The sequence below is a fragment of the Rhodococcus sp. JCM 9793 genome (genome assembly GCF_055380405.1).
The window spans coordinates 1,212,326-1,236,705 of sequence record NZ_AP043721.1 but is presented as its reverse complement, the minus strand read 5'-3'; the positions used below and the strand labels follow the sequence as shown (position 1 = coordinate 1,236,705).

The 24,380-nt window shown below is 65.3% G+C and carries 24 protein-coding genes; 9 read left to right on the top strand and 15 right to left on the bottom strand.

The window, feature by feature from the left end:
* Nucleotides 1–42 precede the first annotated feature (42 nt).
* Together ACZ46K_RS07970 and ACZ46K_RS07965 are read left to right on the top strand one after the other, a co-directional pair.
* Entirely contained in the window at nt 43–876 is an 834-nt protein-coding gene (locus tag ACZ46K_RS07970; RefSeq protein ID WP_464747550.1) for an acyl-CoA thioesterase, read from the top strand.
* A gap of 1 nt (nt 877) precedes the next feature.
* Nucleotides 878–1,915, top strand: a complete 1,038-nt coding sequence (locus tag ACZ46K_RS07965) for an NAD(P)H-dependent amine dehydrogenase family protein (protein WP_054806616.1) — start codon at nt 878–880, stop codon at nt 1,913–1,915.
* Between the two features lie 29 nt (nt 1,916–1,944).
* Here the strand turns inward: ACZ46K_RS07965 and meaB are convergent, their stop codons facing one another.
* The 3 genes from meaB to ACZ46K_RS07950 are packed head-to-tail and all read right to left on the bottom strand — an operon-like array spanning nt 1,945 to nt 5,414.
* Nucleotides 1,945–2,805 carry a methylmalonyl Co-A mutase-associated GTPase MeaB gene (gene meaB / locus ACZ46K_RS07960; protein WP_464747548.1) on the bottom strand — a complete coding sequence of 287 codons (861 nt, stop codon included), beginning with the start codon at nt 2,803–2,805 and terminating at the stop codon, nt 1,945–1,947.
* A 40-nt stretch (nt 2,806–2,845) separates the two neighbouring features.
* Nucleotides 2,846–3,985: a thiolase family protein gene (locus ACZ46K_RS07955; protein ID WP_464747546.1), complete on the bottom strand. Its 1,140-nt coding sequence runs from the start codon at nt 3,983–3,985 to the stop codon at nt 2,846–2,848.
* The gene (locus ACZ46K_RS07950; RefSeq protein ID WP_464747544.1) at nt 3,978–5,414 is read right to left on the bottom strand and encodes a class I adenylate-forming enzyme family protein; all 1,437 of its coding nucleotides are present in this window, start codon (nt 5,412–5,414) and stop codon (nt 3,978–3,980) included. The genes ACZ46K_RS07955 and ACZ46K_RS07950 overlap by 8 nt, the downstream gene beginning before the upstream one ends.
* Nucleotides 5,415–5,467: 53 nt before the next feature.
* Here ACZ46K_RS07950 and ACZ46K_RS07945 point away from each other — a divergent pair, with 53 nt between their 5' ends.
* Together ACZ46K_RS07945 and ACZ46K_RS07940 are read left to right on the top strand one after the other, a co-directional pair.
* Entirely contained in the window at nt 5,468–6,235 is a 768-nt protein-coding gene (locus tag ACZ46K_RS07945) for an SDR family oxidoreductase (protein WP_054807053.1), read from the top strand.
* The gene (locus ACZ46K_RS07940; protein ID WP_054807052.1) at nt 6,232–6,981 is read left to right on the top strand and encodes an SDR family NAD(P)-dependent oxidoreductase; all 750 of its coding nucleotides are present in this window, start codon (nt 6,232–6,234) and stop codon (nt 6,979–6,981) included. The genes ACZ46K_RS07945 and ACZ46K_RS07940 overlap by 4 nt, the downstream gene beginning before the upstream one ends.
* A gap of 57 nt (nt 6,982–7,038) precedes the next feature.
* Here ACZ46K_RS07940 and ACZ46K_RS07935 read toward each other — a convergent pair whose 3' ends face one another.
* Complete coding sequence (locus ACZ46K_RS07935; RefSeq protein ID WP_054810646.1) at nt 7,039–7,974, bottom strand: alcohol dehydrogenase catalytic domain-containing protein; 936 nt, start codon at nt 7,972–7,974, stop codon at nt 7,039–7,041.
* A 201-nt stretch (nt 7,975–8,175) separates the two neighbouring features.
* Here ACZ46K_RS07935 and ACZ46K_RS07930 point away from each other — a divergent pair, with 201 nt between their 5' ends.
* From ACZ46K_RS07930 to ACZ46K_RS07920, 3 genes are read left to right on the top strand one after another with little or no spacing between them, the layout of a single operon-like run.
* On the top strand, nt 8,176–8,367 hold the full coding sequence (locus ACZ46K_RS07930) for a ferredoxin (RefSeq protein ID WP_054807054.1): 192 nt from the start codon (nt 8,176–8,178) through the stop codon (nt 8,365–8,367).
* A 50-nt stretch (nt 8,368–8,417) separates the two neighbouring features.
* Nucleotides 8,418–9,764, top strand: coding sequence for a cytochrome P450 (locus tag ACZ46K_RS07925; protein ID WP_464747542.1), 1,347 nt, complete (start codon nt 8,418–8,420; stop codon nt 9,762–9,764).
* Between the two features lie 8 nt (nt 9,765–9,772).
* Nucleotides 9,773–11,044 (top strand): amidohydrolase family protein, encoded by a 1,272-nt coding sequence (locus tag ACZ46K_RS07920; RefSeq protein ID WP_464747539.1) that lies wholly within the window; start codon nt 9,773–9,775, stop codon nt 11,042–11,044.
* Between the two features lie 63 nt (nt 11,045–11,107).
* Here ACZ46K_RS07920 and ACZ46K_RS07915 read toward each other — a convergent pair whose 3' ends face one another.
* Genes ACZ46K_RS07915 through ACZ46K_RS07895 form a run of 5 tightly spaced genes read right to left on the bottom strand, consistent with a single transcriptional unit; the run spans nt 11,108 to nt 16,163 of the window.
* Entirely contained in the window at nt 11,108–12,013 is a 906-nt protein-coding gene (locus ACZ46K_RS07915) for an alpha/beta hydrolase (RefSeq protein ID WP_464747536.1), read from the bottom strand.
* A 19-nt stretch (nt 12,014–12,032) separates the two neighbouring features.
* Nucleotides 12,033–12,800 (bottom strand): enoyl-CoA hydratase/isomerase family protein, encoded by a 768-nt coding sequence (locus ACZ46K_RS07910; protein ID WP_464747534.1) that lies wholly within the window; start codon nt 12,798–12,800, stop codon nt 12,033–12,035.
* A 1-nt stretch (nt 12,801) separates the two neighbouring features.
* On the bottom strand, nt 12,802–13,890 hold the full coding sequence (locus ACZ46K_RS07905) for an acyl-CoA dehydrogenase family protein (RefSeq protein ID WP_054810201.1): 1,089 nt from the start codon (nt 13,888–13,890) through the stop codon (nt 12,802–12,804).
* Nucleotides 13,877–14,782: an acyl-CoA dehydrogenase family protein gene (locus ACZ46K_RS07900; RefSeq protein ID WP_054806378.1), complete on the bottom strand. Its 906-nt coding sequence runs from the start codon at nt 14,780–14,782 to the stop codon at nt 13,877–13,879. Before ACZ46K_RS07900 ends, ACZ46K_RS07905 begins: the two co-directional genes overlap by 14 nt.
* The gene (locus ACZ46K_RS07895; RefSeq protein ID WP_464747531.1) at nt 14,760–16,163 is read right to left on the bottom strand and encodes a class I adenylate-forming enzyme family protein; all 1,404 of its coding nucleotides are present in this window, start codon (nt 16,161–16,163) and stop codon (nt 14,760–14,762) included. Before ACZ46K_RS07895 ends, ACZ46K_RS07900 begins: the two co-directional genes overlap by 23 nt.
* Nucleotides 16,164–16,283: 120 nt before the next feature.
* Between ACZ46K_RS07895 and ACZ46K_RS07890 the strand changes: the two genes are divergently transcribed.
* Complete coding sequence (locus ACZ46K_RS07890; RefSeq protein ID WP_464747528.1) at nt 16,284–17,294, top strand: 2Fe-2S iron-sulfur cluster-binding protein; 1,011 nt, start codon at nt 16,284–16,286, stop codon at nt 17,292–17,294.
* A gap of 83 nt (nt 17,295–17,377) precedes the next feature.
* Here the strand turns inward: ACZ46K_RS07890 and ACZ46K_RS07885 are convergent, their stop codons facing one another.
* From ACZ46K_RS07885 to ACZ46K_RS07870, 4 genes are all read right to left on the bottom strand, one after another.
* The gene (locus tag ACZ46K_RS07885; RefSeq protein WP_464749263.1) at nt 17,378–18,433 is read right to left on the bottom strand and encodes a CaiB/BaiF CoA transferase family protein; all 1,056 of its coding nucleotides are present in this window, start codon (nt 18,431–18,433) and stop codon (nt 17,378–17,380) included.
* A 2-nt stretch (nt 18,434–18,435) separates the two neighbouring features.
* Nucleotides 18,436–19,392 (bottom strand): LLM class F420-dependent oxidoreductase, encoded by a 957-nt coding sequence (locus ACZ46K_RS07880; protein ID WP_054810200.1) that lies wholly within the window; start codon nt 19,390–19,392, stop codon nt 18,436–18,438.
* Nucleotides 19,393–19,470: 78 nt separating this feature from the next.
* Entirely contained in the window at nt 19,471–19,872 is a 402-nt protein-coding gene (locus ACZ46K_RS07875) for a cobalamin B12-binding domain-containing protein (protein ID WP_054806379.1), read from the bottom strand.
* Nucleotides 19,872–21,491: a methylmalonyl-CoA mutase family protein gene (locus ACZ46K_RS07870; RefSeq protein WP_464747527.1), complete on the bottom strand. Its 1,620-nt coding sequence runs from the start codon at nt 21,489–21,491 to the stop codon at nt 19,872–19,874. The genes ACZ46K_RS07875 and ACZ46K_RS07870 overlap by 1 nt, the downstream gene beginning before the upstream one ends.
* 44 nt (nt 21,492–21,535) lie before the next feature.
* On the opposite strand from ACZ46K_RS07870, the gene ACZ46K_RS07865 reads away from it, so the two are divergent.
* A complete protein-coding gene (locus tag ACZ46K_RS07865) occupies nt 21,536–22,366 on the top strand; it encodes an SDR family oxidoreductase (protein WP_464747525.1) in 831 nt (276 codons plus the stop codon).
* A gap of 61 nt (nt 22,367–22,427) precedes the next feature.
* On the opposite strand, the gene ACZ46K_RS07860 is transcribed toward ACZ46K_RS07865, so the two are convergent.
* Nucleotides 22,428–22,718, bottom strand: coding sequence for a WhiB family transcriptional regulator (locus ACZ46K_RS07860; protein WP_054806380.1), 291 nt, complete (start codon nt 22,716–22,718; stop codon nt 22,428–22,430).
* Between the two features lie 3 nt (nt 22,719–22,721).
* Complete coding sequence (gene pgi, locus ACZ46K_RS07855) at nt 22,722–24,371, bottom strand: glucose-6-phosphate isomerase (protein ID WP_464747522.1); 1,650 nt, start codon at nt 24,369–24,371, stop codon at nt 22,722–22,724.
* Nucleotides 24,372–24,380 lie beyond the last annotated feature (9 nt).

Sequence of the window (24,380 nt, the reverse complement as noted above, 5' to 3'; positions counted from 1 at the left end):
AATACTGTTCTCATTTGAGAGTGGGTCATTTACACTCGGCCTGTGACCGAGCTTTGGAATGACCTCCTGACGTGTCTCGACCTCACCCCGGCAGTCGATTCGGCCCCTGACCCCGATACCGGCATCGCGGTTTTCGAGGGCACGAACCAGCGCCTCGAGTACCACCGGCTCTTCGGTGGCCAGCTCCTCGGACAGTTCGTCCGCGCAGCTCAGCTGACGTGCCCGGAGAAGGCCATCAAGTCGTTGCATACGGTGTTCGCCCGGGAGGGCCGTGCCGACGAGCCGGTCCGATACGAGGTGACTCGTCAGCACGAAGGCCGGTCGTTCGGCACCCTGACGATCGTCGCGCGCCAGACCAAGGGGGTGCTGGCCACCGCGTCGGTGTCGGTTCATGCTCCGGAGAGCGGTCCCGATCGGCAGTCCTTCCCGCCCGTGCCCTCACTGCTCCCCGAGGGGAGCCGGGTCGACTTCTCTCTCATCCCGTGGGAAACACGCGCCTCCTCCGATCTCAACGATCTCGGCACGGCCGCACCCGAATTCGATATGTGGATGCGTACGCCGCAGGTGGATGAGACGCTGGCACCCGCGCTCACCTCGTATGCGACCGACCTCCACCTCATCGGCACCGCCCTCCTGGCCGTCGACGGGTACTGCCAGACCGGGAACGGTACGGCCTTCACTTCGGCGGTGACCTCCCACAACCTCTGGTTCCACCGGCCGTTCCGCACCGAAGACTGGCTTCTGCTGCGCCACAGGAGCCCTCTGATCGCCAACGGTCGCTGCTTCGGCCGCGGCGACATCTTCACCGAGCAGGGCGATCTCGTCGCATCCTTCGCCCAGGAAGCACTTCTCCGACTTCCTGCCGAGGTGGTCTGACATGTCCCAGAAGACATTACGTGTGGTCCAGTGGACCACCGGCAATATCGGTACCCGGGCACTCCGCGCCGTGATCGACCATCCCGCCCTCACACTGGCCGGCTTGTATGTCCACAGCGACGCCAAGGAAGGACTCGACGCCGGCGAACTGTGCGATCGAGGCACGGTCGGAGTGAAGGCAACGCGCAGCATCGACGAGATCATCGATCTCGGTGCGGATTGCGTTCTCTACATGCCGCTGCAGTTCGATCTCGACGAGGTCTGCCGAATTCTTGCCTCGGGCGCGAACATCGTCACCACCCGAGGCGAATTCCACCACCCGCCGAGTATGCCTGCGGCGATCCGCGACACGGTCGAGACCGCGTGTGCCGAAGGCGGCACATCCATCCACAGCACCGGAAGCAGCCCCGGATTCATCTCCGAGGCAGTGCCTCTGGTTCTGAGCTCCATTCAGCGCACGCTCGACCATCTCGCCATCGACGAGTACGCCGACCTGTCACAGCGCAACTCGCCCGGAATCCTGTTCGAGGTGATGGGCTTCGGCCAGCAACCGGCCGATTTCGCGCAAGCGCGTCTCGACCATGTGAAGGACAATTTCGGTCCGTCGCTCCAGGTACTCGCCGACGCACTCGGCCTGCCCTTCGACTCCGTCGAAGCCAGTGGGGAATTGGCTGTGGCCCGGAACGACGTCACGATCGCGGCCGGCACAATCCCCGCTGGAACGGTAGCGGCACAGCGCATCACCATCTCCGGTATCCGTGGCGGACGCGAACTGATGCGTTTCAGGCCGACGTGGTACTGCACCACCGATATCGATGTCGACTGGGATATGCAGGCGACCGGCTGGCACATCTCGATCGACGGGGATGCCCCGCTCGACATCGAGATGCGCTTCCCGATCCCGCTCGAGCGCATGAGCGAGACCGCCCCGAACTACACCGCGAACCGCGCGGTCAACGCCGTGCACGCAGTGCATTCGGCCGCACCGGGTATCCGCACCAGCCTCGACCTGCCCCTGATCGTTCCGGTCCTGAGCTGACCGCTGGCCGTCCCGCCGGCCGCCCGGATCTACTGTCCGAGCAGGCCGGCGGCGGCGGTGTAGGGGTCGTTGCGTCCGTCGGCGACGGCAGCAGCGAGTGCGTCGAGGTCCGGGTGGGTGCGCAACCGTGTCGTGGCGAGCGACAGGATCTGGGCACGCGCTCGTGCAGCACGGCGCTCCGGTGTATCGGCTCGCTGATGCACCTCGATGGCGTCGATCAACTTGTCGAGGCCCTCACCGGTCGACGCGATCAGCTTGAGGATCGTCATACCGGTTTCGACACGCAGGTCGCGTACCGTCGCATCGGCGCCGTCCCTGTCTGCCTTGTTGACGACGAGGATGTCGGCCACCTCGAGCAGACCGGCCTTCGCGGCCTGAACAGCATCTCCCGCACCAGGATTGAGAACAACTACGGTCGGGTCGGCGACCGCAGCGATCTCGACCTCCGACTGGCCGACCCCGACCGTCTCGAGCAGGATCACGTCATAGGACAGCGCACCGAGCAGCGTGATCGCTGCCGGCACCGCCGCAGCCAGACCACCGAGATGACCCCGCGACGCCACCGACCGGATCAGCACATCAGGATCGTTGACGTGCGCGGCCATCCGGATACGGTCTCCGAGCAGGGCTCCCCCGCTGTACGGCGAGGACGGGTCGACGGCGAGCACCGCGACACGAAGTCCCCGCGCGCGGTACCCGCCGGTGAGCACGCCGACCGTCGTCGACTTTCCGGCGCCCGGAGGCCCGGTGATCCCGACGACCCGAACTGGCGCAGTCTCGATCAGTTCGAGAACCTCGTCGCGGCGGTCGCCTTCGACCAGGGTCAGCAAGCGGCCCGTCGCGCGTGGTGAGCCGCGACGAGCCGCTTCGACGAGTTCGGCGATGTTCACGTCGCGTCCGGAGGCGACGACACATTCACCAGAGCCGGTGTCACGGTGCCGGCACCTCGATCACCACTGCCGAGCCGATTCCTCCGCCCGCGCACATCGAGGCAACACCGACTCCGCCGCCGCGGCGACGCAGTTCGTGGACGAGGGTGGTGAGCATGCGGGCACCGGTCGCGGCGACCGGGTGCCCGAGCGAGCATCCGCTGCCGTAGATGTTCACGCGATCTGCGTCGAGTTCGAGCATCTTGATCACGGCTACACACTGCGCCGCAAAAGCCTCGTTGATCTCGAACAGATCGACGTCGGCGATCGACATACCGGCACGGGCCAGCGCCTTCGGGATGGCATCCACGGGCGAGAGACCGGTGAGGGCAGGATCGATGCCGGTGGACGCCCACGACTTCACGGTGGCGAGTGCGGGCAGTCCCAGCTCACTGCTTGCGATGGTCAGGGCTGCCGCGGCGTCGTTACCACCGCTGGCGTTGCCCGCTGTGATGCTGAATCCTTCGATTTCCGGGTGCAGCACCTTCAGCGACGACAGCTTTTCCATGCTGGTGTCGCGACGCGGGTGCTCGTCGACGGAGAACAGGCCGTGCGGGGTCTCGATCGGGACGATCTCGTCGACGAACTTGCCCTCGTCGATGGCCTTGATCGCGACCTGGTGGGAACGCAGGGCCCAGGCGTCCATCTCTTCGCGCGACACACCGGCCTTCACCGCGGCATTCCAGCCGACGGTGATGGACATGTCCTTGTTGGGCGCGTCCTCGCGATTGGGATGGGTCGGCGACAGCCACGGCTCCCAGTTCTCACCGTTACGCATGAGCGACTGCGGGGAGGTGGAGGCCGAGTTGACGCCACCGGCGATCACGAGCCGGTCCATGCCGGCCATGATGCTCGCCGACGCGTTCTGCACTGCAGCCAGGCTCGCGGCGCAGTGCCGGTTGACGGCCATGCCCGGCACGCTCGTCAATCCGGCGGTGATCGCAGCGTGACGGGCGATCACGCCGCCGCCGTACAGGCCCTCACCGAGGATGACGTCGTCGATGTCGGCCGTGTCGTGGCCCTTCGCCGCCGCGGCGACGATGTGGTTGGCGAGTTCGAAGGCGTTGGTGTCGCGGAGCGTTCCTTTACGGACCGTGCCGATGGGGGTCCGCAGAGCGGAAACGATGACGGCTTCAGGCATTTTGGTTCTCCAGTTCGGCGAGCAGGGTGCGGCGTAACAGCTTTCCGGTTTCGGTCTTCGGGAGTTCGTGTCGGAAGACGATGGTGTCGGGGGTCTTCGACGAGCGCAGCCGGTCCTTGACCCACTGTCGCACTTCCTCCGGGTCGGCGTCGCCGACGAGAACTGCGACGATGCGCTGTCCCCATTCGGGGTCGGACACACCGATCACGGCGGCCTCGCCGATCGCGGGATGGGCCAACAGGACGTCCTCGATCTCGGCGGGCGCGATGTTCTCGCCGCCGCGGATGATCGTGTCGTCGGAGCGGCCCTCGACGAACACGAAGCCGTCGGTGTCGAGGTGCCCGAGGTCGCGGGTGGAGAACCACCCGTCGGCGTCGAGCACGCTGCGTCCGCCGTATTCGCCGGAGATCTGCTCCCCGCGCACGAAGATCAGGCCGGTGTCGCCGACTGCGACGGGTTCGTCGCTTTCCGTCCGGATCTCGATCTCGATCCCCGGAAGAGGACGGCCGACCGAGCCGAGCCGGTCGCGCACGGCCGGGTCGTCGGAGGCGATCGCCGCGCGGTGGTCGTCGGGTCCGAGTACCGCCACCGAGGACGCTGTTTCGGTGAGGCCGTACGCGTTGACGAATCCGGTGGTGGGGAAGGCGCGCAGCGCGTGCTCGAGTACGGGCCGCGGGGTGCGGGATCCTCCGTAGGCGAGGGTCGCAAGCGTCGGAACGTTCGCTTCGTCCTCACCGAGGTGGGCAACGATCCGGGCGAGCATCGTCGGCACGAGCATCGCGTGGACGACCTTCTCGCGACGCACGGTCTCGAGCCAGGTGACCGGTTCGAATGCCGACAGGTACACGATCCTGCGGCCGCTGTAGAGGTTGGAGATCAGGTTCGTCAGGCCCGCGATGTGATAGGGCGGAACCGACACCAGCGAGGCATCGGTTTCCTCTGCGGACGCGAACTCCATCGTGTTGAGGACGTACGCGATCACATGCCGGTGGCGCAGCACGGCAGGCTTGGGATCCGACGTCGTGCCGCTGGTGTAGATGATCGCGGCGATCGCGTCGCCGTCCCACTGCGGTTCGAGTTCGGCCGGCTCGGCATCGTCCGGCGCATCGTCGATCAGCGCATCGAGATCGTCCTGGCGCAGGATCGTCGCACCGGGATGTCGTTCGAGCAGCGCCGACAATTGCTGCTCGCCGAGCCGGTAGTTGAGGGGGACGAACGGAACGCCCGCGAGCGCCGCGCCGAACAGTGCCACCGGGTAGGCGAGGTGATTCGTTCCCAGGTAGAGCACCGCGGAGCTGTCGCGTACCCGCGCGGCAAGACGGCGCGCGTATGTGTCGAGGTCCGCGGCAGTCAAGGAGCGATCGCCAACGGTCGCAACTGCGCGTTCGCCGTTGTTTGCCACCATTTCTAGAATCATGCTTAGGTTCATGAGAACATTATTCTCTCAGCACGAGAGCTTTAGTTGCAAGAAGGGAAATCGGAATGCAGATCGCAGGTATCTCGGCCATCGTCGTCGGAGGCACCGGAGGCCTCGGGCAGGCCACCGTTCGCCGCCTCCATGAGGGTGGAGCCAAGGTTGTCGTCGCAGACGTCAACGACGAAGCGGGCAAGGCCCTCGAAGACGAGCTCGGCGTGCGCTACGTCAACACCGACGCAGGTAGCGAGGAGTCGGTGCTGGCGGCCATCGCCGAAGCCGAGTCGCTCGGACCGCTGCGCGTATCGGTGGACTGCCACGGCGGCCCCGCAGGTGGCGGACGGCTCGTCGGTAAGGACGGCAGCCCCATGTCGCTCGAGGGCTTCACCAAAACCATCCAGTCGTACCTGACCTCGTCGTTCAACGTCATGCGCCTCGCCGCGGCGGCCATCGCCAAGCAGGACCCGTTCGACGACGAAGGCTCGCGCGGCGTCATCGTGCAGACAGCGTCGATCGCAGGCTACGAAGGTCAGATCGGGCAGCTCCCCTACGCGGCAGCCAAAGGCGGCATCCTCGGTATGACGCTCGTCGCCGCGCGCGATCTGTCGCCGTTGGGAATCCGCGTCAACACCATCGCCCCCGGCACCATCCTCACCCCCGCGTACGGCAAGTCCGGCGACCAGCTCGAGGCGTACTGGGGCCCGCAGGTACCGCATCCCAAGCGCATGGGCCGCCCGGTCGAGTACGCGACGCTGGTTGCGTCGATCGTCGAGAACGACTACCTCAACGGCGAGACCATCCGTCTCGACGGCGCGCTGAGGTTCCCGCCGAAGTGACCTCCCTCGAGGGAAAGGTCGCGTTCGTCGCGGGTGCCAGCCGCGGCATCGGGGCGGCGATCGCCGTCGCCCTCGCAGATGCGGGGGCGACAGTGGCCGTTGCTGCGCGAACCCAAGAGGAAGGCAAGATCCCGGGCACCATCGGGGCAGTTGCCGAGCGCATCAACTCCTCCGGCGGCAGGGCGATCCCGGTCCAGTGCAATGTCGCGGACGAGGCCTCCGTCGACGCCGCCGTCGCCACGACGGTCGGCGAATTCGGAGGCCTGGACATCCTCGTCGCCAACGCGGGTGTGTTGTGGATGGGTCCGATCGAATCGACACCGCTCAAGCGGTGGCAACTCTGTCTCGACGTGAATCTCACCGGCGTGTTCAACGTGACCAAGGCTGCCATCCCACATATCCGTGCGCGGGGTGGCGGGTCGATGATCGCGGTGACCACAACCGGCGTCACGATGATCGATCGTGGATCGAACGCCTACTGGGTGTCGAAGGCCGGCGTCGAACGCCTCTACACGGGTCTCGCGTCCGACCTGTCGTCCGACAACATTGCGGTGAACTGCTTGTCGCCGTCCCGTGTCGTGCTCACCGAAGGGTGGCTGGCCGGCGGTGGCGGGCAGAAGATTCCACCGGAGGCGATCGAGCCGCCGGAAACGATGGGTGCCGCAGCCGTTCTGCTCGGACAGCAGGACGCTTCCGGTATCACGGGCACGATCCAGCGCTCGGAAACGCTGATCCCGCAGCAGTAGTTCGTCGAGTAAGGGGCCGGTCATCCGTGTGATGACCGGCCCCTTACTCGTCACCGGTCAGTCCCCGAAACGCGCCACCAGGCGTCCGGTCACCTCGTTGCGGCGCAGGCGGTCCAGCCCCGCGCCTATCTCGTCGAAGCCGATCTCGGTGTACTCGGGCTCGATTTCGCGGGCGAACAGAAGCGCGTAGACCTCTTCGATGTCCTGCACCGTGCCACCAAGGGACCCCACGAGAGTCCGCCCGAGGATCGTGGGTGTGTTCACGGTGAATGTCGACTTTCCCAGGCCGACCTGCACAACCTTACCGCCGCGCTTGATCGCCTCCAGTGCCTTGTTCGTGGTGCCGAAGCCCGCGTAATCGACGACGAGATCGAATCCCTTACCCGCCCATTCGGACGCGTCGCGCACGACGTCGACAACCCCGGCCGCACGGGCGAGATCCCACACGGATTCCTTGGTCTCGGCCACATGCACTTCTGCTCCGGTGAGCACTGCTGCGCGCGTGCCGAATTGGCCGAGTCCTCCGTATCCGATGACGCCGACCTTCATCCCGGCTGCGGCTCCGCCCTCCTTGATGATCGCGTGGTACGACGTCATACCGGCGTCGGTCGCCAGCGCTGCCAATGCGAGATCGAGCCCCTCGGGCACTCGCGCAAGATCGCGGGCGTCGGCGAGGAACTTGTCAGCGAAACCTCCGGGGGTGAACATTCCGGCGGGTGGGCGGAAACCGGATGTGCAGACTCCGACGACGTCGCCGATGCTCCATCCCTCGACCCCGTCGCCGAGCGCGCTGATCACGCCGGCGTTCTCATGCCCCTGGGTCATCGGCAGGAACGGCATGCTCACCTCACCGACCTCCATGTACATGATGTCGCTGTGACACAGTCCGGCGGCTTTGACATCGATGACGACCTCACCGGGGCCCGGTACCGGTTCCGGCACCTCATTCAGTGAGATCGGCTTCCCTGTTCCTTCGAACTGCCATGCCTTCAAGTTGCTCCCCTTCGTCGCAGACCGAGCAGTCGCCGGCCTTGGAATCGAACGTCGACACCCGTGCAGGAACCTTGCGGAATCACCCCGCTCGAGATTATGGTTCTCCACATTCGGAAGGACATTCTTATAATGCAGACTACGCGACTGGGACTGCGCGGTCAGGTGGCTCAGTCGTTCGTCTCTGCTCGAACTGGAGGACAGATGAAGGTGAAAGTCGACTCGGAGCGCTGCCAGGGGCACACCCTGTGCGCCATGGCCGCTCCGGAGTTGTTCGAACTGAGCGATGTCGACGGCCACGCCACTGCCGTCGACAAGGACGTACCCGCACATCTCGGAGAGACGGCACGGGAAGCCTCCCGTAGCTGCCCCGAGCAGGCGGTCTCCCTCTCCTGACGTTCGGTCCATGATCGCGTTCCACACCACAGACAGCAGAGAGCAGAGCCATGAGTGTTGATGACGCTGTATCCGACGTCGGCCGCAGGCAACCCGTGTTTCAGTTCGACAGGCACGCACCCGACTATCGCGGCAAGTTCCAGGACATCACCGAGGAATTGCAGTCCAAGTGCCCATTCGCGTGGTCCGATACCCACGGCGGCCACTGGGTTGCCTCCGGGAGCGACGAAGTATTCGCCCTCGCCCGGTCGGCAGACATCTCGAATGATCACGACGTCAAGGGAGTTCGCCGCGGTTACAAAGGGATCATGATCCCGTCTGCGGTCAGGGCGTCCGGTGTCAGAGGCGGGATCCTCGAGATGGACGATCCCGAGCACCGCGAATTCCGCGCGGTCCTCAATCCGTACCTGTCCCCTGCCGCAGTCAAGAAATGGGTTCCCGTCATCGACGAGGTGATCCGCGCATGCCTCGACGAGAAGATCGAGACCGGGGAGATCGACTTCATCGACGATCTCGTCAACATCGTTCCGGCGGTGATCACTCTCGCGATGCTGGGCATTCCGGTTGCCAAATGGAATGTGTACTGCGAACCGGTCCACGCGGCGATGTACACACCACCGGACTCGCCCGACGTGACTCGCGTCGCGGAACTGCACCGTCTCATGGGCGTGGATCTTCTCTCCAGCCTTCACGAAATCCGTGAGAATCCGCGGCCAGGGATGGTCGACGCGATCGCACGGGCAACCGTCAACGGCGAGGAACCGGACGACCTCGAACTGCTCGGTGTTCTCAGTCTGCTCATCGGCGGTGGCTTCGACACAACCACGGCCTTGACTTCCCATGCTCTCGAGTGGTTGTCGCAGAATCCCGACCAGCGCGAAATCCTCAGCGCCGAGAGAGACACCTTGCTCGATTCGGCCACCGAAGAATTCCTGCGCTTCTTCTGCCCGTCGCCGGGCGACGGTCGAACCTTCTCGTCCGATGGTGAGCTCAACGGCGTTCAGTACAAAGAAGGCGAACGCGTGTGGGTTTCCTGGGCTATGGCCAACCGCGACCCTGCGGTGTTCACCGACCCCAACGACATCGACCTCGAGCGCAAGGGTAATCGACACTTCAGCTTCGGATTGGGCGTTCACCGCTGCATCGGTTCCAACCTGGCACGAACGGTGTTCAAGAGGATGCTCCTCGCAGTGCTCGACCGGATGCCGGACTTCCACTGCGACCCGGAAGGCGCGGTTCACTACGATTCCATCGGAGTCATTCAAGGAATGCGACAACTCCCGGCGACCTTCACTCCTGGCCCGCGCATCGGCGCCGGACTCGACGAGACTCTGGCCGCGCTTCAGCTCATGATCGACGAACAAGAACTCGCCGCTCCGATAGCGGTTCGGCAGTGAGGAATTCGATGAATATCGACGATATGGTGATGGTCAGCATCGACGATCATGTGGTCGAGCCGGCCGATCTGTTCGACAAGCATTTCCCGAAAAGCCTTTCGGACCAGGCGCCCAAACTCACCGCAAACCCCCGCAACCCCGAAGTCCAGGCATGGCAGTTCCAGGGCACCGTCGTCGGCAGCTCCGGCCTCAACGCCGTCGTCTCCTGGCCCAAAGAAGAATGGGGCATGGACCCCACCGGCTACGCCGAAATGCGACCCGGCGTCTACGACATGGACCAGCGCGTCCGCGACATGGACGCCAACGGCACCCTCGCCGCCACCCTCTTCGCGACCTTCCCCGGCTTCGCCGGCACCCACCTCGCCACCCTGCCCGACAAGAAACTCTCACTCGCAGCGTTGAAAGCCTTCAACGACTGGGTCGTCGGCGAGGTCCCCGACACCCACCCCGGACGCTTCATCCCACTCGGCATCATCCCCTTCTACGACGCCGACGAATCCGTCAAGGAAATCCACCGCCTCGCCGCCATGGGCTGCCGCTCCATCTCGATCCCCGAAACCCCGTACGGCGTCGGAGATGGCTACCCCGACTTCAAATCCGGGCACTGGGACCCGATCTTCAAGGCCTGCGTCGAGCACAACATCGTGCTCAGCCTGCACATCGGCGGCGGCATGAGCCTCGTCAAACGACCTGAAGCGTTCAACCTCGACGACATGATGGTGCTCACCCCACTCATCTCGACGATCGCCGCAACCGACATGATGCTCAGCGGCGCATTCCAGAAATTCCCCGATCTCAAGGTCGCCATGAGTGAAGGCGGCGTCGGCTGGGTCGCGCCGTGGCTCGACCGCCTCGAACGCCACATCGTCAACCAGTCCTGGACCGGTGCAAGTTTCCTGCCGAAGGGCATGTCGCCCACCGACGTGTGGAAGAAGAACTTCCTCGCCTGCTACATCACCGAACCGAGCGGCCTGAACAACCGCGAACGCCTCGGCATCGACACCATCGCCTGGGAATGCGACTACCCGCACTCCGATTCCACCTGGCCGCACTCCCCCGAGGTACTGATGGACGAACTGGTCGCCGCCGAGCTCACCGACGAGGAGATCGACAAGGTCACCTTCGAGAACGCCGCACGCTTCTTCGGCTGGGATCCGTTCGTGCACACGCCCCGTGAGCAGGCCACGGTCGGTGCCCTGCGCGCACGCGCCAAGGACGTCGACATCAGCGAAACCTCCAAGGAGGAATACCGTCGGCGCTACGAACTCGCTCACTCGTAGACCGATACGACGGCGCTTCCGGACTCCGGAGAGTTCGGAAGCGCCGTCGTTCTGTCGGTAAGGTCAAGCCTTCAGGATCTTGCTCACGGCGACACACTGTTCGTCGAAGAACTCTCGCGCGACACCGCTGCGCGAGGAGACGAGGTCGAAGCCGTGGAAAGCCCCCGATATCGAACGGAACTCGCACGGCACCCCGGCTTCGACGAGCCGGTCGGCATACTCACGATCCTCACTCGCAAACAGATCGTTGGATCCCACACCGATCCACGCCGGCGGTAGCCCCGCCAGGTCTGTTCGACGTCCTGGCGCCGCAATCAAAGCATCGGCATCGCCGAGGAAACTCGCCCACCCGAAGCGGTTGCAGTCCTCGTCCCACATGCGCATGTGCTCGGGTCCGGACACAGTCCGGTCGTCGAGCATCGGATAGACCAGAAGCTGAAACACCGGCTCCGTGAGGTCGCTGTCGCGGATGGCGAACGCCAGTGCGGCGGCGAGACCTCCACCAGCACTGGCACCACCGATCACAATCTTCGACGCGTCCACCTCCGGCCGATGCACGAGCCACCGATAGGCCTGGAAGCAGTCGTTCACCGGGATCGGATAGGGGAACTCCGGCGCGAGCCGGTAGTCGACCGACGCGACGACGGCACCGAGTCGGTCGGCGAAACGCTGACACAGGGCATCGTCCTGAGCAGCCCGGCCGAACACATAGCCGCCGCCGTGGATCCACAGCAGCGCCGGGCGCGGCTCCGCCCGTGACATTCCCGACTCCCGCCCGTCGATGAGTGTATGCGGTCGGAAATACCGTACCGCCACACCGGGTTCCAGGACGTGGACGTCGGGGTCGGTCCCCTTGATCGCCTTTGTGAGTCGGCGCAACACCGGGAGAGTTCTCGGTGTCACCGCGCGCCGCGGCGCCACCAGCGCCGCGACCCGCAGATCAGGATGAAAATTTGCCAGCGACCTCATACGGCCGAGCATGTGTCCGTCAGCTCTTGCCAGCGGTCAGACGCGCGATGTTGTTCTGGAAGTCGTCGCTCTGGAACGTCATCTCCTCGGCGGACAGCGCGAAGTCGATGGCGGCGAGCACCGTGCGCTCGAGCTGGATGTTGATCAGGCGCTTCGTCGCCTCGATCGCCTTCTGCGGCTGATCCAGGATGTTCTTGGCCGCCGCGAGGGCCTCGCTGAACGGATCTTCGACCACATGATTGGCCAAACCCAGTTCCAGTGCCCGCTGCGCGGGGATCCGCTGGCCGGTGAAAGCGAACTCCTTCGCCTGCAACAGACTGATCTGCAGCGGCCAGGTGAGCGCACCGCCATCGGCCGCGACCAGACCGACCTGCACGTGCGGATCGGCGAGATACGTCTTCTCCCCCATGTAGACCATGTCGCTGAGCGCCACGATGCTGCAGCCGAGCCCCACTGCGGGCCCGTTCACGGCGGCGATCACGGGGATTCGGCACCGGGTCATCCCGAGCACGAGTTCACGCCCGTCGGCGATCGACTTCGCACGCAGGTCCGGGTCCTTCGCGAGTTCCTGGAGATAGGTGAAGTCGCCGCCGGCCGAGAAGGCCCTGCCGGCACCCGTGATCACCGCGACACGCGCATCGCGGTCCGCACTGAGACGCGTCCACAGTCGCGAGAGGCCCTCGTGCAGTGCATCGTTGACCGCATTGAGATCGTCGGGGCGGTTCAGGGTGATGATCCGCAGCGGACCGTCGGCCTGAACGTCGATTTCGTCGGGCATGTCGTACATGTCAGACCCCCAATCCGAGGATTCGTGAAGCGATGATGTTCTTCTGGATCTGCGACGTACCGCCCATCACCGACTGCGCGCGGCTGTACATGTACGAGCCGAGCAGTTCGGTGTCGCGGGTGCCGGCCACTGCCAATGCGGCGTGACCGACCGATTGATCCACCCAGGTCATGAGCAACTTGTCGAGCGAGCCCTCGGACCCGTGGTTCACGCCGTCGAGCTGTTCCGACAGCCGGCGGCGCACGTGCAGGCGCAGCATCTCCGACTGCACCGCTGCCCACGCCAGATCTTCCGGCGGTCTGCCTTCGGTACGCGCGGCGAGCTGACGGACGAGTTTGCCGTAGCGCGCGGCGAATCCGAGTGTGGAGGGCTCCCGTTCATGTCCGACCACCGTCATCGCGATGCGCCAGCCGTCGCCGGGGTTGCCGACCATCTGATCCGCGGAGACCCGCGCACCGTCGAACAGTACCTGGCCGAATTCTTTGGTGACACCACTGATCATCTTCAGCGGCCGCTGCTCGATACCCGACTGCTTCATCGGCACGATGAACGCCGAGATACCGCGGTGCCGCGGCGCATCCGGGTCGGTGCGCGCGAGCAGCAGGCACCAATCGGCGACATCGGAGTAGCTCGTCCACACCTTGTGACCGTGGATGACGTACTCGTCACCGTCGCGGGTCGCGGTGGTGGTGAGCGACGCGAGGTCGGAGCCGGCATCGGGCTCGCTGAATCCCTGGCACCACCGTTCGGTGCCGTTGATCATCCCTGGCAGGAAACGCTGCTGCAGCTCCTTGCTGCCGTGGTGTCCGAGGCCCACCACGAGATAGCCGAGGCTGGGCCGCGGCGGAGCACCGGCGATTGCGAGTTCCTCGTCGAGGATCACATCGAATACAGGTGGGAGTTCCTGGCCGCCGTATTCCTTGGGCCAGGACAATCCGAAGAATCCCGCTCCGTACAGAGCCTGATGCCATTCGCCCTGCTTGGCCCAGTACTCGTCGCCCGATGTGGGGAATTTTCCTGCTATCTCTGCGAGCCAGGTGCGCAGCCGCGTCCGGAACGCGGCTTCTTCCGGCGAGTCACGAAAGTCCAAGGTCGATCTCCTCCAGGCTCACGGGGAACAGTTCGGTGGACGTCAGCGCCCGCCGAAGGTAGACGTGTTCGATGCATTCCCAGGTGTTTCCGATGCCGCCGTGCACCTGGATGGCGGTCTCGCACACGGTGCGTGCGGCACGGGCGCAGTAGACCTTCGCGATCCGCGCGGCGCGCACGGCCTCTACGGGTGCCAACTCGTCGACGGCCCACGCCGCGTGCCGCAGCACGCTGATGGATCCTTCGATGAGCGCTTCACTCTCGGCGAGCAGGTGCGCGACCGCCTGGTACGAGCCGATCGTGTTGCCGTACTGCTCGCGGATCTTGGCGTAGTCGACCGCGGCCGCCTGGGCGCCACGCGAGGTTCCCACGAGGTCGGCACACGTCGCGACGAGCGCCAATGCGTATCCGCGCTCGACCTGCTCGGCCGACAGGTCGCCGATCTGCTCGTACGGTTCCACCAGCGTGGCGAACGCGCGGGTCAGGTCTGCGCCCTCTGCGGGCCCTCCGACATCTGCCGCAAGAATGCTGTTGTCGCGCACCACGAGCGCGCGAGTGAGGCCTGTCGCGTCGAACGCATCATCGCCGACGCCGATGGCCCAGGTCTGCTGATCGTCGGCGAGATGCCGTCGCAGGTCGTCGGCCAGGACCGGCCCGAGGAACGGGACATCTACGAGTCCTCGGCCGAATTCTTCTGCCACGATGGCTACCTCGACGGCGGAGGCGCCGTCGGAGCGCAGTTCGCGCCAGCCCGCCGCGGCGACCGTCTTCTCCAGCCGCGCGACACGTGTCGCGTCGTCGAGGTCTTGAACCGAGCCCGGCCCCAGATCGTCGGCGAGTTTTGCGGCTGCGTCGCGCAATTGCTGCTGTTCATTGGTCAGACGTACGTCCATGGCGCTCCTCGAGTATTCGGCGCAACACCTTGCCGGAGGGCAGGCGCGGGATTTCGGGCACGAAGACCACTCGGCTCGGTCGTTTGTACGAGGCGAGTGTGCTTCCGACGAGGTCGATGATCTCGTCGGCTTCGATCGGTGCGGTGGTCGTGACCGCCGCGACGACGGCTTCACCGGTGGATGGGTCGTCGACGCCGAACACCGCACAGTCGGCGATGTCGGGATGTGAGAACAGGACGGTTTCGATCTCGGCGGGCGCCACCTGGAAGCCCTTGACCTTGATCATGTCCTTGGATCTGTCGGTGATGCGCACCCAGCCGTCGGCGTCGACGCTGCCGACGTCGCCGGTACGGTACCAGCCGTCGTCGAATGCCTCGGCTGTCGTGGCGCTGGGCAGGTAGCCGGCCATCATCGACGCGGAACGCACCTGGAGCTCGCCAGTGCCGCCCGGTACGAGCGTCTCTCCCGTCTCGAGCGACACGACGCGCATCTCGACGCCGGGTACGACGCGACCCACGCTGTCGAGGCGTGCACCGTCGATCGGGCTGCAGGCGATCACGGGGATTTCACTCGCGCCGTACGCGGGCACCCACGGCACGCCGGTGCGGCGAGTCACCGTCTCGGCGACGCTCGGTGTGACGGGTGTGGCGCCCCACATGATGTACCGCAGCGACGACAGGTCGAAGGATTCGAGATCCGGGTGCGACGCGATGGTCAGGGCGATCGGTGCGACCGCCATCTCGACGGTGATGCGGTCGCTCTCGATGTGGCTCAGCATCGCGTCGAGGTCGAAGCGCCGGTGCAGCCGCATCCAGGCGCCGACGTCGAGTGCGGTTGCGATGTTGAGCAGGCCGAGGATGTGCGACGGGGGCGTGACGATCTGGATGCGATCACTCGCCGTGAGTTTCAGGGCGTCGCGCCAGTGCTCGACCGAGGCGGCGAACGACATGTGGGTGTGCCGGACCGCTTTCGGGAGTCCGGTGGTGCCGGAGCTGAAGACCAGAACAGCGTCGGCATCCGGGCTCGCCGGTGTCGGCGGCCGGAATCCCTCCTCGATCTGATCGTCGAGGCAGAGCATGGGCATCAGGTCGGCCAGTACCGAATTGTCGCCGACCGCATGGGCCGCCTCGCCGACTTCGAGCGCGTGCTCGACTTCAGCGCGTTTCCACGCGGGACTGATCAGGACGACGACTGCACCGACCTGCCAGATGGCCAGCACGGCGATGACGAACTCCGGCCGGTTCGACGACATGAGGGCCACCCGGTCGCCGGGTGCGACGCCGCGATGCTCGAGGGACGCAGCCATACCGGCAGCCAGCGCGTCGAGTTGCGCGCGGCTGTATTCCTGCTGGTCGAAGGCCAGCACGGTGCGGTCGGCCATGTCCTCGTTCCTTACGATCCCGTCTCATCCTGCGAATATCTCGGTCGGGAGCTTTCGCTCTCACTGGCGAGAATAGTACTCTCCTAGTAGCAGAATATCGATACCAGGAGGAGACGGTCCATGGCGAGACCACCTTTGTTCCAACGCGCGACCGTTACCCGGATCGTGAAGGAGACCGACGACGCCCGCACCTACGTGCTCGCCCCTGTGGACGGGCCGTTCACCTACCAGGCAGGCCAGTTCTGCACCTTCAAGGTCAACGTCGACGGCACCGACCTGTACCGGTCGTACTCGATGTCGAGCTCCCCCGAGACCGACACCGAGATGATGACCACCATCAAGAGAGTGCCCGGAGGCAAGGTCTCCAACTGGCTGCACGACAACGTGGCCGAGGGCGATCAGGTGGAGATCACCCGCCCCGCGGGCACATTCCTGCTGCGCGAGGGCGAAGGGCCCGTCATCGGGTTCGCCGGCGGCAGCGGCATCACCCCGCTTCTGTCGATCGCGAAGAGCACGCTCGCCACCACCGATCGGGACGTCCGTCTGCTCATCGCCGATCGCGACCGCAATGCAGCGATCTTCGACGCCGTGACCGACGAACTCGTCGAGAAATACGCCGGACGCCTCACGGTCCTTCGTCACTTCGACGACGACTTGGGTCTGCTCACCCCCGCGAGCGCGCTGGAGTTCATCGGCGCCGACACCGCGTCCGACGCGTACCTGTGCGGCCCCGAGGCGTTCATGGACATGATCGAGTCCGCACACACCGGTCCCGGCACGGTGTACAGCGAACGCTTCGGCGCGGCTGCGGAACCCGTGAAAGCCGCCGAAGAGGAGATCCCCGCCCCGGCCGCACCGATCGAGGGCACGGTGTCGATTCGTCTGGGCAGCCAGCGGGTGTCGGTGCCGCTGCAAGCAGGTGAGACACTCCTCGAGAGTGCGCGTCGCGCAGGTCTGGCGCCGCCGTTCTCGTGCGAGGCGGGCAACTGCGCGACCTGCATTGCGAAGATCACCGACGGCAGCGCCACCATGCGCGTCAACGATGCGCTCAGCGACGACGAGATCGCCGACGGCTACACCCTCACCTGCCAGGCCGTACCGGACTGCTCGATCAAGGTGCGGTACGAGTAGCACCGTATGGTATGCCGATGGCCTCCAACGGAATTCTATTGGAGGCCATCGGGTGTTGCGCGTGTTACGACCGTCGGCTCCTCTCAGCCGACGGGAAGCGTGCCGTGCTCACCCAGCCGCGGTGGCGCCCCGTATTCGGGCTCGTAGCCGTCGATTCGGATGGGGCTTCCGACGAGCCGGAAGTCGCCGGCCTCCACGACCATCGACGGTGTGGCCCCGAGAGCGTCCGGAAGCGACCGGACCGCGGCGGCGGGCACACCCAAGGGACGCAACCGCGATTCCCACCCGGCAGCGGTGTCGCCGGCGAGCACCTCGGTGACAACGGCAAGAACCTCGTCTCGATTCGCCGCACGCTCGGCCATCGTCGCGAAACCCTCGACATCGGCTTCGGCAGCGAAGGTCCGCCAGAATCCATCGTGCGTGATGAACAGTGCCAATGTGCCGTCGGACGTCGGGAAGAGCTGCGCCGGAACATAGTACGAGTGCGCACCGTTCGGCATACGACGCGGCGCTGCTCCCTCGTTGAGATATGCCGAGGCACGGTAGTTGAGCTGCGAGAGCATGACATCGCGCAGCGACACCTCGACCTGGCCACCGCGACCCGACACGATCTGGGCGAGCAGTCCGAGCGCCGCCGTCAGTCCGGTCGAGTTATCGGCTGCCGAATACCCGGGCAGGGTCGGCGGGCCGGCGGGGTCGCCGGTGAGATCGGCGACGCCCGTCACCGCCTGGATGACGTAGTCGAATGCCGGGTCGTCGCCCTCGTCGAGGCCGTACCCCGTGAGCGCGACACACACGATCTTGTCGTTGAACCGGCGCAATGCGTCGTAGGTCAGACCGTACTTGCGGATCGCCGATGGCTTGAGATTGACCAGCAGAGCGTGTGATTCGGCGGCGAGCTCGCCGAGTCGGCGCTGACCGTCCTCGGTTGTCAGATCGAGGCAGATACTCCGCTTGCCCCGGTTGAGGCTCGCGAAGTACGCGTCGCTGACCTGCCGCGACAGGTCGCCGGTCGGTGGTTCGATCTTCGTGACCTCGGCTCCGAGGTCGGCGAGCATCATCGTTGCGTACGGTCCGGCAAGGATGTGGCCGACCTCGAGAATCCGGATACCCGCGAGTGGACCCGCGTGCGGGTCCATCGTCACCGCAGTTCCTTCGCGAGCTCGGCGACGACCTCGCGGGTGCGGTACTTCGACGCGACCAGTTCGTCGCGGTTGTTGCCGATGGGCAGCAACCGCATCGACAGGTCGGTCACGCCGGCGTCGCGGTAGCGGCGGAACCCGGCGAGGATCGCTTCTTCGTCGCCGACGATGGCCATCTGTCCGATGTCCTTCGCTTCACCCTGCTCGAGCAGACGCTGGTAGTTCGGCGAGATCTCGGCCTCGGCCAGGATCCGGTTGGCTCGCTCACGCGCAGTGTCCTCTTCACCCGGCGCACACAGGCACACCGGGACGCCCGCAACGATCCGAGGGTCGGGACGTCCGGCTTCTGCGGCGGCCTTGGTGATGCGCGGAACGATGTGCTCGCCGATGGCGCGTTCATCGGCCATCCACAGGATTGTTCCGTCGGCACGTTCACCGGCGATCTTCAGCATGACGGGCCCCAGCGCGGCGACCAGGATAGGCATCGGTGCCACAGGTCCGATATCGAGCGGGTTGTGCACGGTGAACGTGTCGTTCTCGACGTCGATCGAACCGGGAAGATCCTTGATGGCGCCGAGGACGTCGAGGTAGTCCCGGGTGAACTTGGCGGGCTTCTCGTAGGGCAGGCCGAGCATGTCCTGCACGATCCAATGGTGCGACGGGCCGACACCGAGCGCGAGTCGTCCGTTCAGCGCGGCGTGGGTGGACAGTGCCTGGCGCACCAGATGCACCGGGTGCTGTGCCTGGAGAGGCACGACTGCGGTGCCGATCTCGATTCGGGTCGTCCTCGTGCTCATGAGGGCGATGGCCGTCAATGCGTCGAAGTCGGTGGGGATCTGCGGAACCCACACGGTGTCGAATCCGGCGGCCTCCGCCCATTCGACATCTTTCAACATCCGGTCGACCTTGCGGGCTGTGTCGCCCTGCTCAGGTCCGACCATCACTCCGATCCGCACGATACCTCCAAGTTTCCGACGAAGTTCTGTCCTCTGCGCGGCCCGGTGACGCGCTCGATGACCGGGCTCGGGAACGGCCTACGCGCGGTCCGCGTTCTCGGTCAGTTTGCGTACCCCGGTGACCAGAACGTCGAGTGGCGTACTGGTCGGGAACACCGCGGCGGCCCCGGCATCGAGAAGCTTGGGAACGTCGGACTGAGGGATGGTGCCACCGACGATCACATCGATGTCGCCGCCATCCGCCGCCCGCAGGGCCTCGACGACCTTCGTCGTCAGTGCGACGTGCGCGCCCGAGAGGATGCTCAGACCCACCACGTCGACGTCCTCCTGGACGGCGATGGACACGATGTCCTCGACCTTCTGGCGGATCCCTGTGTAGATCACTTCGAAGCCGGCATCACGCAATGCGCGCGCGACGATCTTGGCGCCACGGTCATGGCCGTCGAGTCCGGGCTTGGCGACGAGAACGCGGGCGGTCATCAGAACACCACCGGCTGCTGGAACTCGCCCCACACGGACTTGAGTGTGGACACCATTTCGCCGACCGTGCAATAGGCATTGGCGCAGTCGATCAGGGAGTGCATGAGATTGTCGGTTCCTTCCGCTGCGCGGGACAAGGCTGTGAGGGTGCGGCGCACGGCCTCGGGATCACGCTCTGCCTTCACTTTCGCGAGACGCTTCAGTTGCATCTCGCGGCCTTCGGCGTCGAGTTCGTAGGTGGAGATCTCCGGTGCGGGCTCGTCGGAGACGAACTTGTTGACGCCGACGATGGGGCGCTCGCCGGCTTCCATCTCCTTGTGGAGCTTGTACGCCTCGTCGGCGATGAGGCCCTGGAGATAGCCGTCCTCGATGGCACGCACCATGCCGCCGTGTTGTTCGAGATCGGTCATGATCTCGACAATGCGCTCTTCGGTGCGGTCGGTGAGTGCTTCGACGAAGTAGGATCCACCGAGCGGGTCGGCCACCCGGGTCACGCCGGTCTCGTAGGCGAGGACCTGCTGCGTGCGCAGCGCGAGCGTCGCGGATTCCTCACTCGGCAGGGCGAACGGCTCGTCCCACGCCGCGGTGAACATCGACTGGACGCCCCCGAGCACGGAGGCCATGGACTCGTAGGCCACACGCACGAGGTTGTTCTGCGCCTGCGGGGCATAGAGCGAGGCGCCACCGGCGACGCAACCGAACCGGAACATCGATGCCTTGTCGGTGGTCGCGCCGTAGCGCTCACGGACGATGGTCGCCCAACGGCGACGTCCGGCGCGATATTTGGCGATCTCCTCGAAGAAGTCACCGTGGGTGTAGAAGAAGAACGAGATCTGCGGTGCGAACTGATCGATGGTCATGCGGCCGCGCTCGACCACGGTGTCGCAATATGTGACACCGTCGGCGAGGGTGAAGGCCATCTCCTGGACCGCATTGGCGCCGGCGTCGCGGAAATGCGCACCGGCCACCGAGATCGCGTTGAACCGCGGGACCTCTGCGGCACAGAACTCGATCGTGTCGGCGATCAGTCGTAGGGACGGCTCGGGCGGCCAGATCCACGTACCGCGGGACGCGTATTCCTTGAGGATGTCGTTCTGAATGGTGCCGGTGAGCTTCTCACGCGGTACACCCTTGCGTTCGGCTGCGGCCACATAGAAGGCCAACAGGATCGCGGCGGTTCCGTTGATCGTGAAGCTCGTACTGATCTTGTCGAGGGGAATGCTGTCGAACAGGATCTCGGCGTCCGCCAGAGTGTCGACGGCGACGCCGACGCGCCCCACCTCTTCGGTGACCTCGGGATCGTCGGAGTCGTAGCCGCACTGAGTGGGCAGGTCCAACGCGACCGAGAGCCCGGTGCCGCCCTGGTCGAGCAGATAACGGTAGCGGCGGTTGGATTCTTCGGCGGTGCCGAAGCCCGAGTACTGACGGAATGTCCACAGCCGGCCCCGGTAACCGGAGGCGAAGTTTCCACGGGTGAAGGGGAACTTGCCCGGTAGGGGCAGTTCGCGCTCTTGATCCCCCGACCCGTACACCGGATCGAGCGGGATCCCGGACGAGGTTTCCACGATATCGCTCACGCCGGATACCTTACTTGCAGAAAATGAGAATGCCAATATCATCGGTGAGAACGAACGAGCAGCATGAAATCCGATCAGGGAGAACGATGACAAGCCAGCATGCACTTCGCGACCGCACGATGGTTGTGTCCGGCGCCAGCCGCGGCATCGGACTTGCGATCGCCGTCGCAGCCGCCGCACAGGGCGCGAACGTAGTGCTCCTGGCCAAAACCGCCGAACCCCATCCCAAGTTGAAGGGCACGGTCCACACGGCCGTCGCCGACATCGAGGCAGCCGGCGGTAAGGCCGTCGCCATCGTCGGCGACGTACGCAAAGAAGAGGACGTGCAGCGCGCCGTCGACACCGCCGTCGAGCGATTCGGCGGCATCGATATGTGCGTCAACAATGCAAGCGCGATCGGAACCGAACCGACCGAGAAGCTGTCGGCGAAGAAGTACGACCTCATGCAAGAGATCAACTGCCGCGGCACCTTCCTCCTCACGAAGGCAGCACTGCCGCATCTGCGCAAGTCCGAGAACGGGCACATCCTCACGATCGCACCCCCGATCAACATGAACCCGTACTGGCTGGGTGCACATCCCGCGTACACGCTGTCCAAATACGGAATGTCTTTGTTGACACTGGGTTTTGCGGCCGAGTACGCCGAGGCCGGCATTGCTGCGAACTGCCTCTGGCCGGAGACCTACATCGCGACCTCCGCGGTAGCGAACATGCAGGACGGCGACGATCTGCTGTCATCGTCACGTAGCCCCGAGATCATGGCCGACGCCGCAGTCACGATCCTGTCGAGCCCCGCGAAGACCACCAGCGGCAAGTGCTTCATCGACGCCGATGTCCTCACGGCTGCGGGCATCACGGATCTGTCGCGCTACGGCGGTGGCGACAACCCGCAGCGGGATCTGTTCCTCGACGCCTGATCACCGCACACGTACAACGGCACCGAGTGACATCACTCGGTGCCGTTGCAGTTCGGGAGCGCTACCGAACCACACGCCTCCTGCGTGCAGCCTTCCGTTCCTCTTCGGTCATGCCGCCCCAGACCCCGTATCGTTCACCGGATTCCAAGGCGTAGCTCAAGCACGGCATACGCACCGGGCACATCTGACAGATCCGCTTCGCAGCCGCCACCCGTTCCTCACGCAGCTCGCCGCGCTCGTTGTCGGGGTGGAAGAAGTTCGCGCCGTCGACGTCGCGGCATGCGGCATCCATCTGCCAGTCCCACGACTCCGCCACCGGCGGGGGAAGTTTGAGGAGTTTCAGAGCGGGCACGGGTCACTCTCCCTTCGACATCTCTCGATAGATTCGGATGAGCGCGTCGGTGGAGGCATCACCGGTCGCCGGATCGCCGGAGCCGGACAACGCCGGCTGCAGTTGCGTTGCCTGCACCTTCCCCAGTTCAACGCCCCACTGGTCGAACGAGTCGATCCCCCACACCACGCCCTGCACGAACACCTGATGCTCGTACAGCGCGATCAGCTGACCGAGGGTCGACGGTGTCAGTTTCGGCGCAAGGACGGTCGTCGAGGGCTGATTGCCGGGCATCACCTTGTGCGCCACCAGCTCTTCGGGTGTGCCATCGGACCGCACCTGGTCTGCGGTGCGTCCGAACGCCATCACCTTCGACTGCGCGAAGCAGTTCGCCATGAGCACGTCGTGCATGCTTCCGGTTCCGTCAGCGGTAGGCAGATCGTCTGTCGACGTGACGAATCCGATGAAATCCGCCGGCACCAGGTGCGTTCCCTGGTGCAGTAGTTGATAGAACGCGTGCTGCCCGTTCGTTCCCGGCTCCCCCCAGAAGATCTCACCGGTCGCGCATCCGACCGGAGCGCCGTCGGCACGTACCGACTTACCGTTCGACTCCATGGTGAGTTGCTGCAGATAGGCCGGGAAACGTACGAGGTCATTGGAATAGGGCAACACGGCACGCGACTGCGCGCCGAGGAAGCTCGTGTACCACACGCCGAGCAGACCGAGCAGGAGTGGAGCGTTCTCCTCGAGGGGTGCGGTGCGGAAATGGGTGTCGACACGGTGGAACCCGTCGAGCAGTTCGGCGAATCGCTCCCGGCCGATCGCGCACATCACCGACAGCCCGATCGCCGAGCCGACCGAGTACCGGCCACCGACCCAGTCCCAGAAACCGAACATGTTTGCCGGGTCGATCCCGAACTCCGCGACCCGCTGTGCGTGTGTGGATACTGCAACGAAATGTGCCGCGACAGCACCCTCTCCCAGCGCCGCGACGAGCCAGCGCCGCGCAGCAGTCGCGTTCGTCAACGTCTCGACCGTCGAGAACGTCTTCGACGCCACGATGAACAACGTCGTGGCCGGATTCAGTCCGTGGAGGGCAGCCGTCAGATCGGCCGGGTCGACGTTCGACACGAACCGAACCTGCGGGCCGTCGTGATAATGCCGCAGGGCACGCGTCACCATCACCGGGCCCAGATCAGATCCGCCGATCCCGAGATTGACCACGGTCGTGATCTTCTCCCCGGTCGCTCCGCGCCACCGGCCGTCCCGGACCCGGTCGGTGAAAGCACCCATCGCCCCGAGGACCTCGTGCACGTCGGCGACCACGTCCCGGCCGTCGACCCTCAATTGCGCGGTCGCCGGGAGCCGCAGTGCGGTGTGGAGGACCGCCCGGTCCTCCGTGGCGTTGATGTGTTCACCGGCGAACATCCGGTCGCGTGCACCCTCGACCCCGGTCGCGCGAGCGAGGTCGAGTAGCAGTTCCTTGGTGCGGGTGGTGATCCGGTGTTTGCTGTAGTCGACCGTCAGGTCCGCGGCGGTGACGGTCATCGCGGCGTTCCGGGCGGGATCTGCCGCGAACAGTTCTCGTAGGTGCACCGGCTCGATGTCGATGCGATGGGCGTCGAGTTCCTTCCACTGCGGAAGAATGGTCACATTCTGTGCGACCGAAGTCATCTCGCTCCT

Coding starts and splice junctions, on each gene's coding strand:
- ACZ46K_RS07965 (WP_054806616.1), top strand. CDS start 878: ATGTCCCAGAAGACATTACGTGTGGTCCAGTGGACCACCGGCAATATC.
- ACZ46K_RS07955 (WP_464747546.1), bottom strand. CDS start 3,985: ATGCCTGAAGCCGTCATCGTTTCCGCTCTGCGGACCCCCATCGGCACG.
- ACZ46K_RS07950 (WP_464747544.1), bottom strand. CDS start 5,414: ATGAACCTAAGCATGATTCTAGAAATGGTGGCAAACAACGGCGAACGC.
- ACZ46K_RS07945 (WP_054807053.1), top strand. CDS start 5,468: ATGCAGATCGCAGGTATCTCGGCCATCGTCGTCGGAGGCACCGGAGGC.
- ACZ46K_RS07930 (WP_054807054.1), top strand. CDS start 8,176: ATGAAGGTGAAAGTCGACTCGGAGCGCTGCCAGGGGCACACCCTGTGC.
- ACZ46K_RS07925 (WP_464747542.1), top strand. CDS start 8,418: ATGAGTGTTGATGACGCTGTATCCGACGTCGGCCGCAGGCAACCCGTG.
- ACZ46K_RS07920 (WP_464747539.1), top strand. CDS start 9,773: ATGAATATCGACGATATGGTGATGGTCAGCATCGACGATCATGTGGTC.
- ACZ46K_RS07915 (WP_464747536.1), bottom strand. CDS start 12,013: ATGAGGTCGCTGGCAAATTTTCATCCTGATCTGCGGGTCGCGGCGCTG.
- ACZ46K_RS07910 (WP_464747534.1), bottom strand. CDS start 12,800: ATGTACGACATGCCCGACGAAATCGACGTTCAGGCCGACGGTCCGCTG.
- ACZ46K_RS07900 (WP_054806378.1), bottom strand. CDS start 14,782: ATGGACGTACGTCTGACCAATGAACAGCAGCAATTGCGCGACGCAGCC.
- ACZ46K_RS07895 (WP_464747531.1), bottom strand. CDS start 16,163: ATGGCCGACCGCACCGTGCTGGCCTTCGACCAGCAGGAATACAGCCGC.
- ACZ46K_RS07890 (WP_464747528.1), top strand. CDS start 16,284: ATGGCGAGACCACCTTTGTTCCAACGCGCGACCGTTACCCGGATCGTG.
- ACZ46K_RS07885 (WP_464749263.1), bottom strand. CDS start 18,433: ATGGACCCGCACGCGGGTCCACTCGCGGGTATCCGGATTCTCGAGGTC.
- ACZ46K_RS07875 (WP_054806379.1), bottom strand. CDS start 19,872: ATGACCGCCCGCGTTCTCGTCGCCAAGCCCGGACTCGACGGCCATGAC.
- ACZ46K_RS07870 (WP_464747527.1), bottom strand. CDS start 21,491: ATGATATTGGCATTCTCATTTTCTGCAAGTAAGGTATCCGGCGTGAGC.
- ACZ46K_RS07865 (WP_464747525.1), top strand. CDS start 21,536: ATGACAAGCCAGCATGCACTTCGCGACCGCACGATGGTTGTGTCCGGC.
- pgi (WP_464747522.1), bottom strand. CDS start 24,371: ATGACTTCGGTCGCACAGAATGTGACCATTCTTCCGCAGTGGAAGGAA.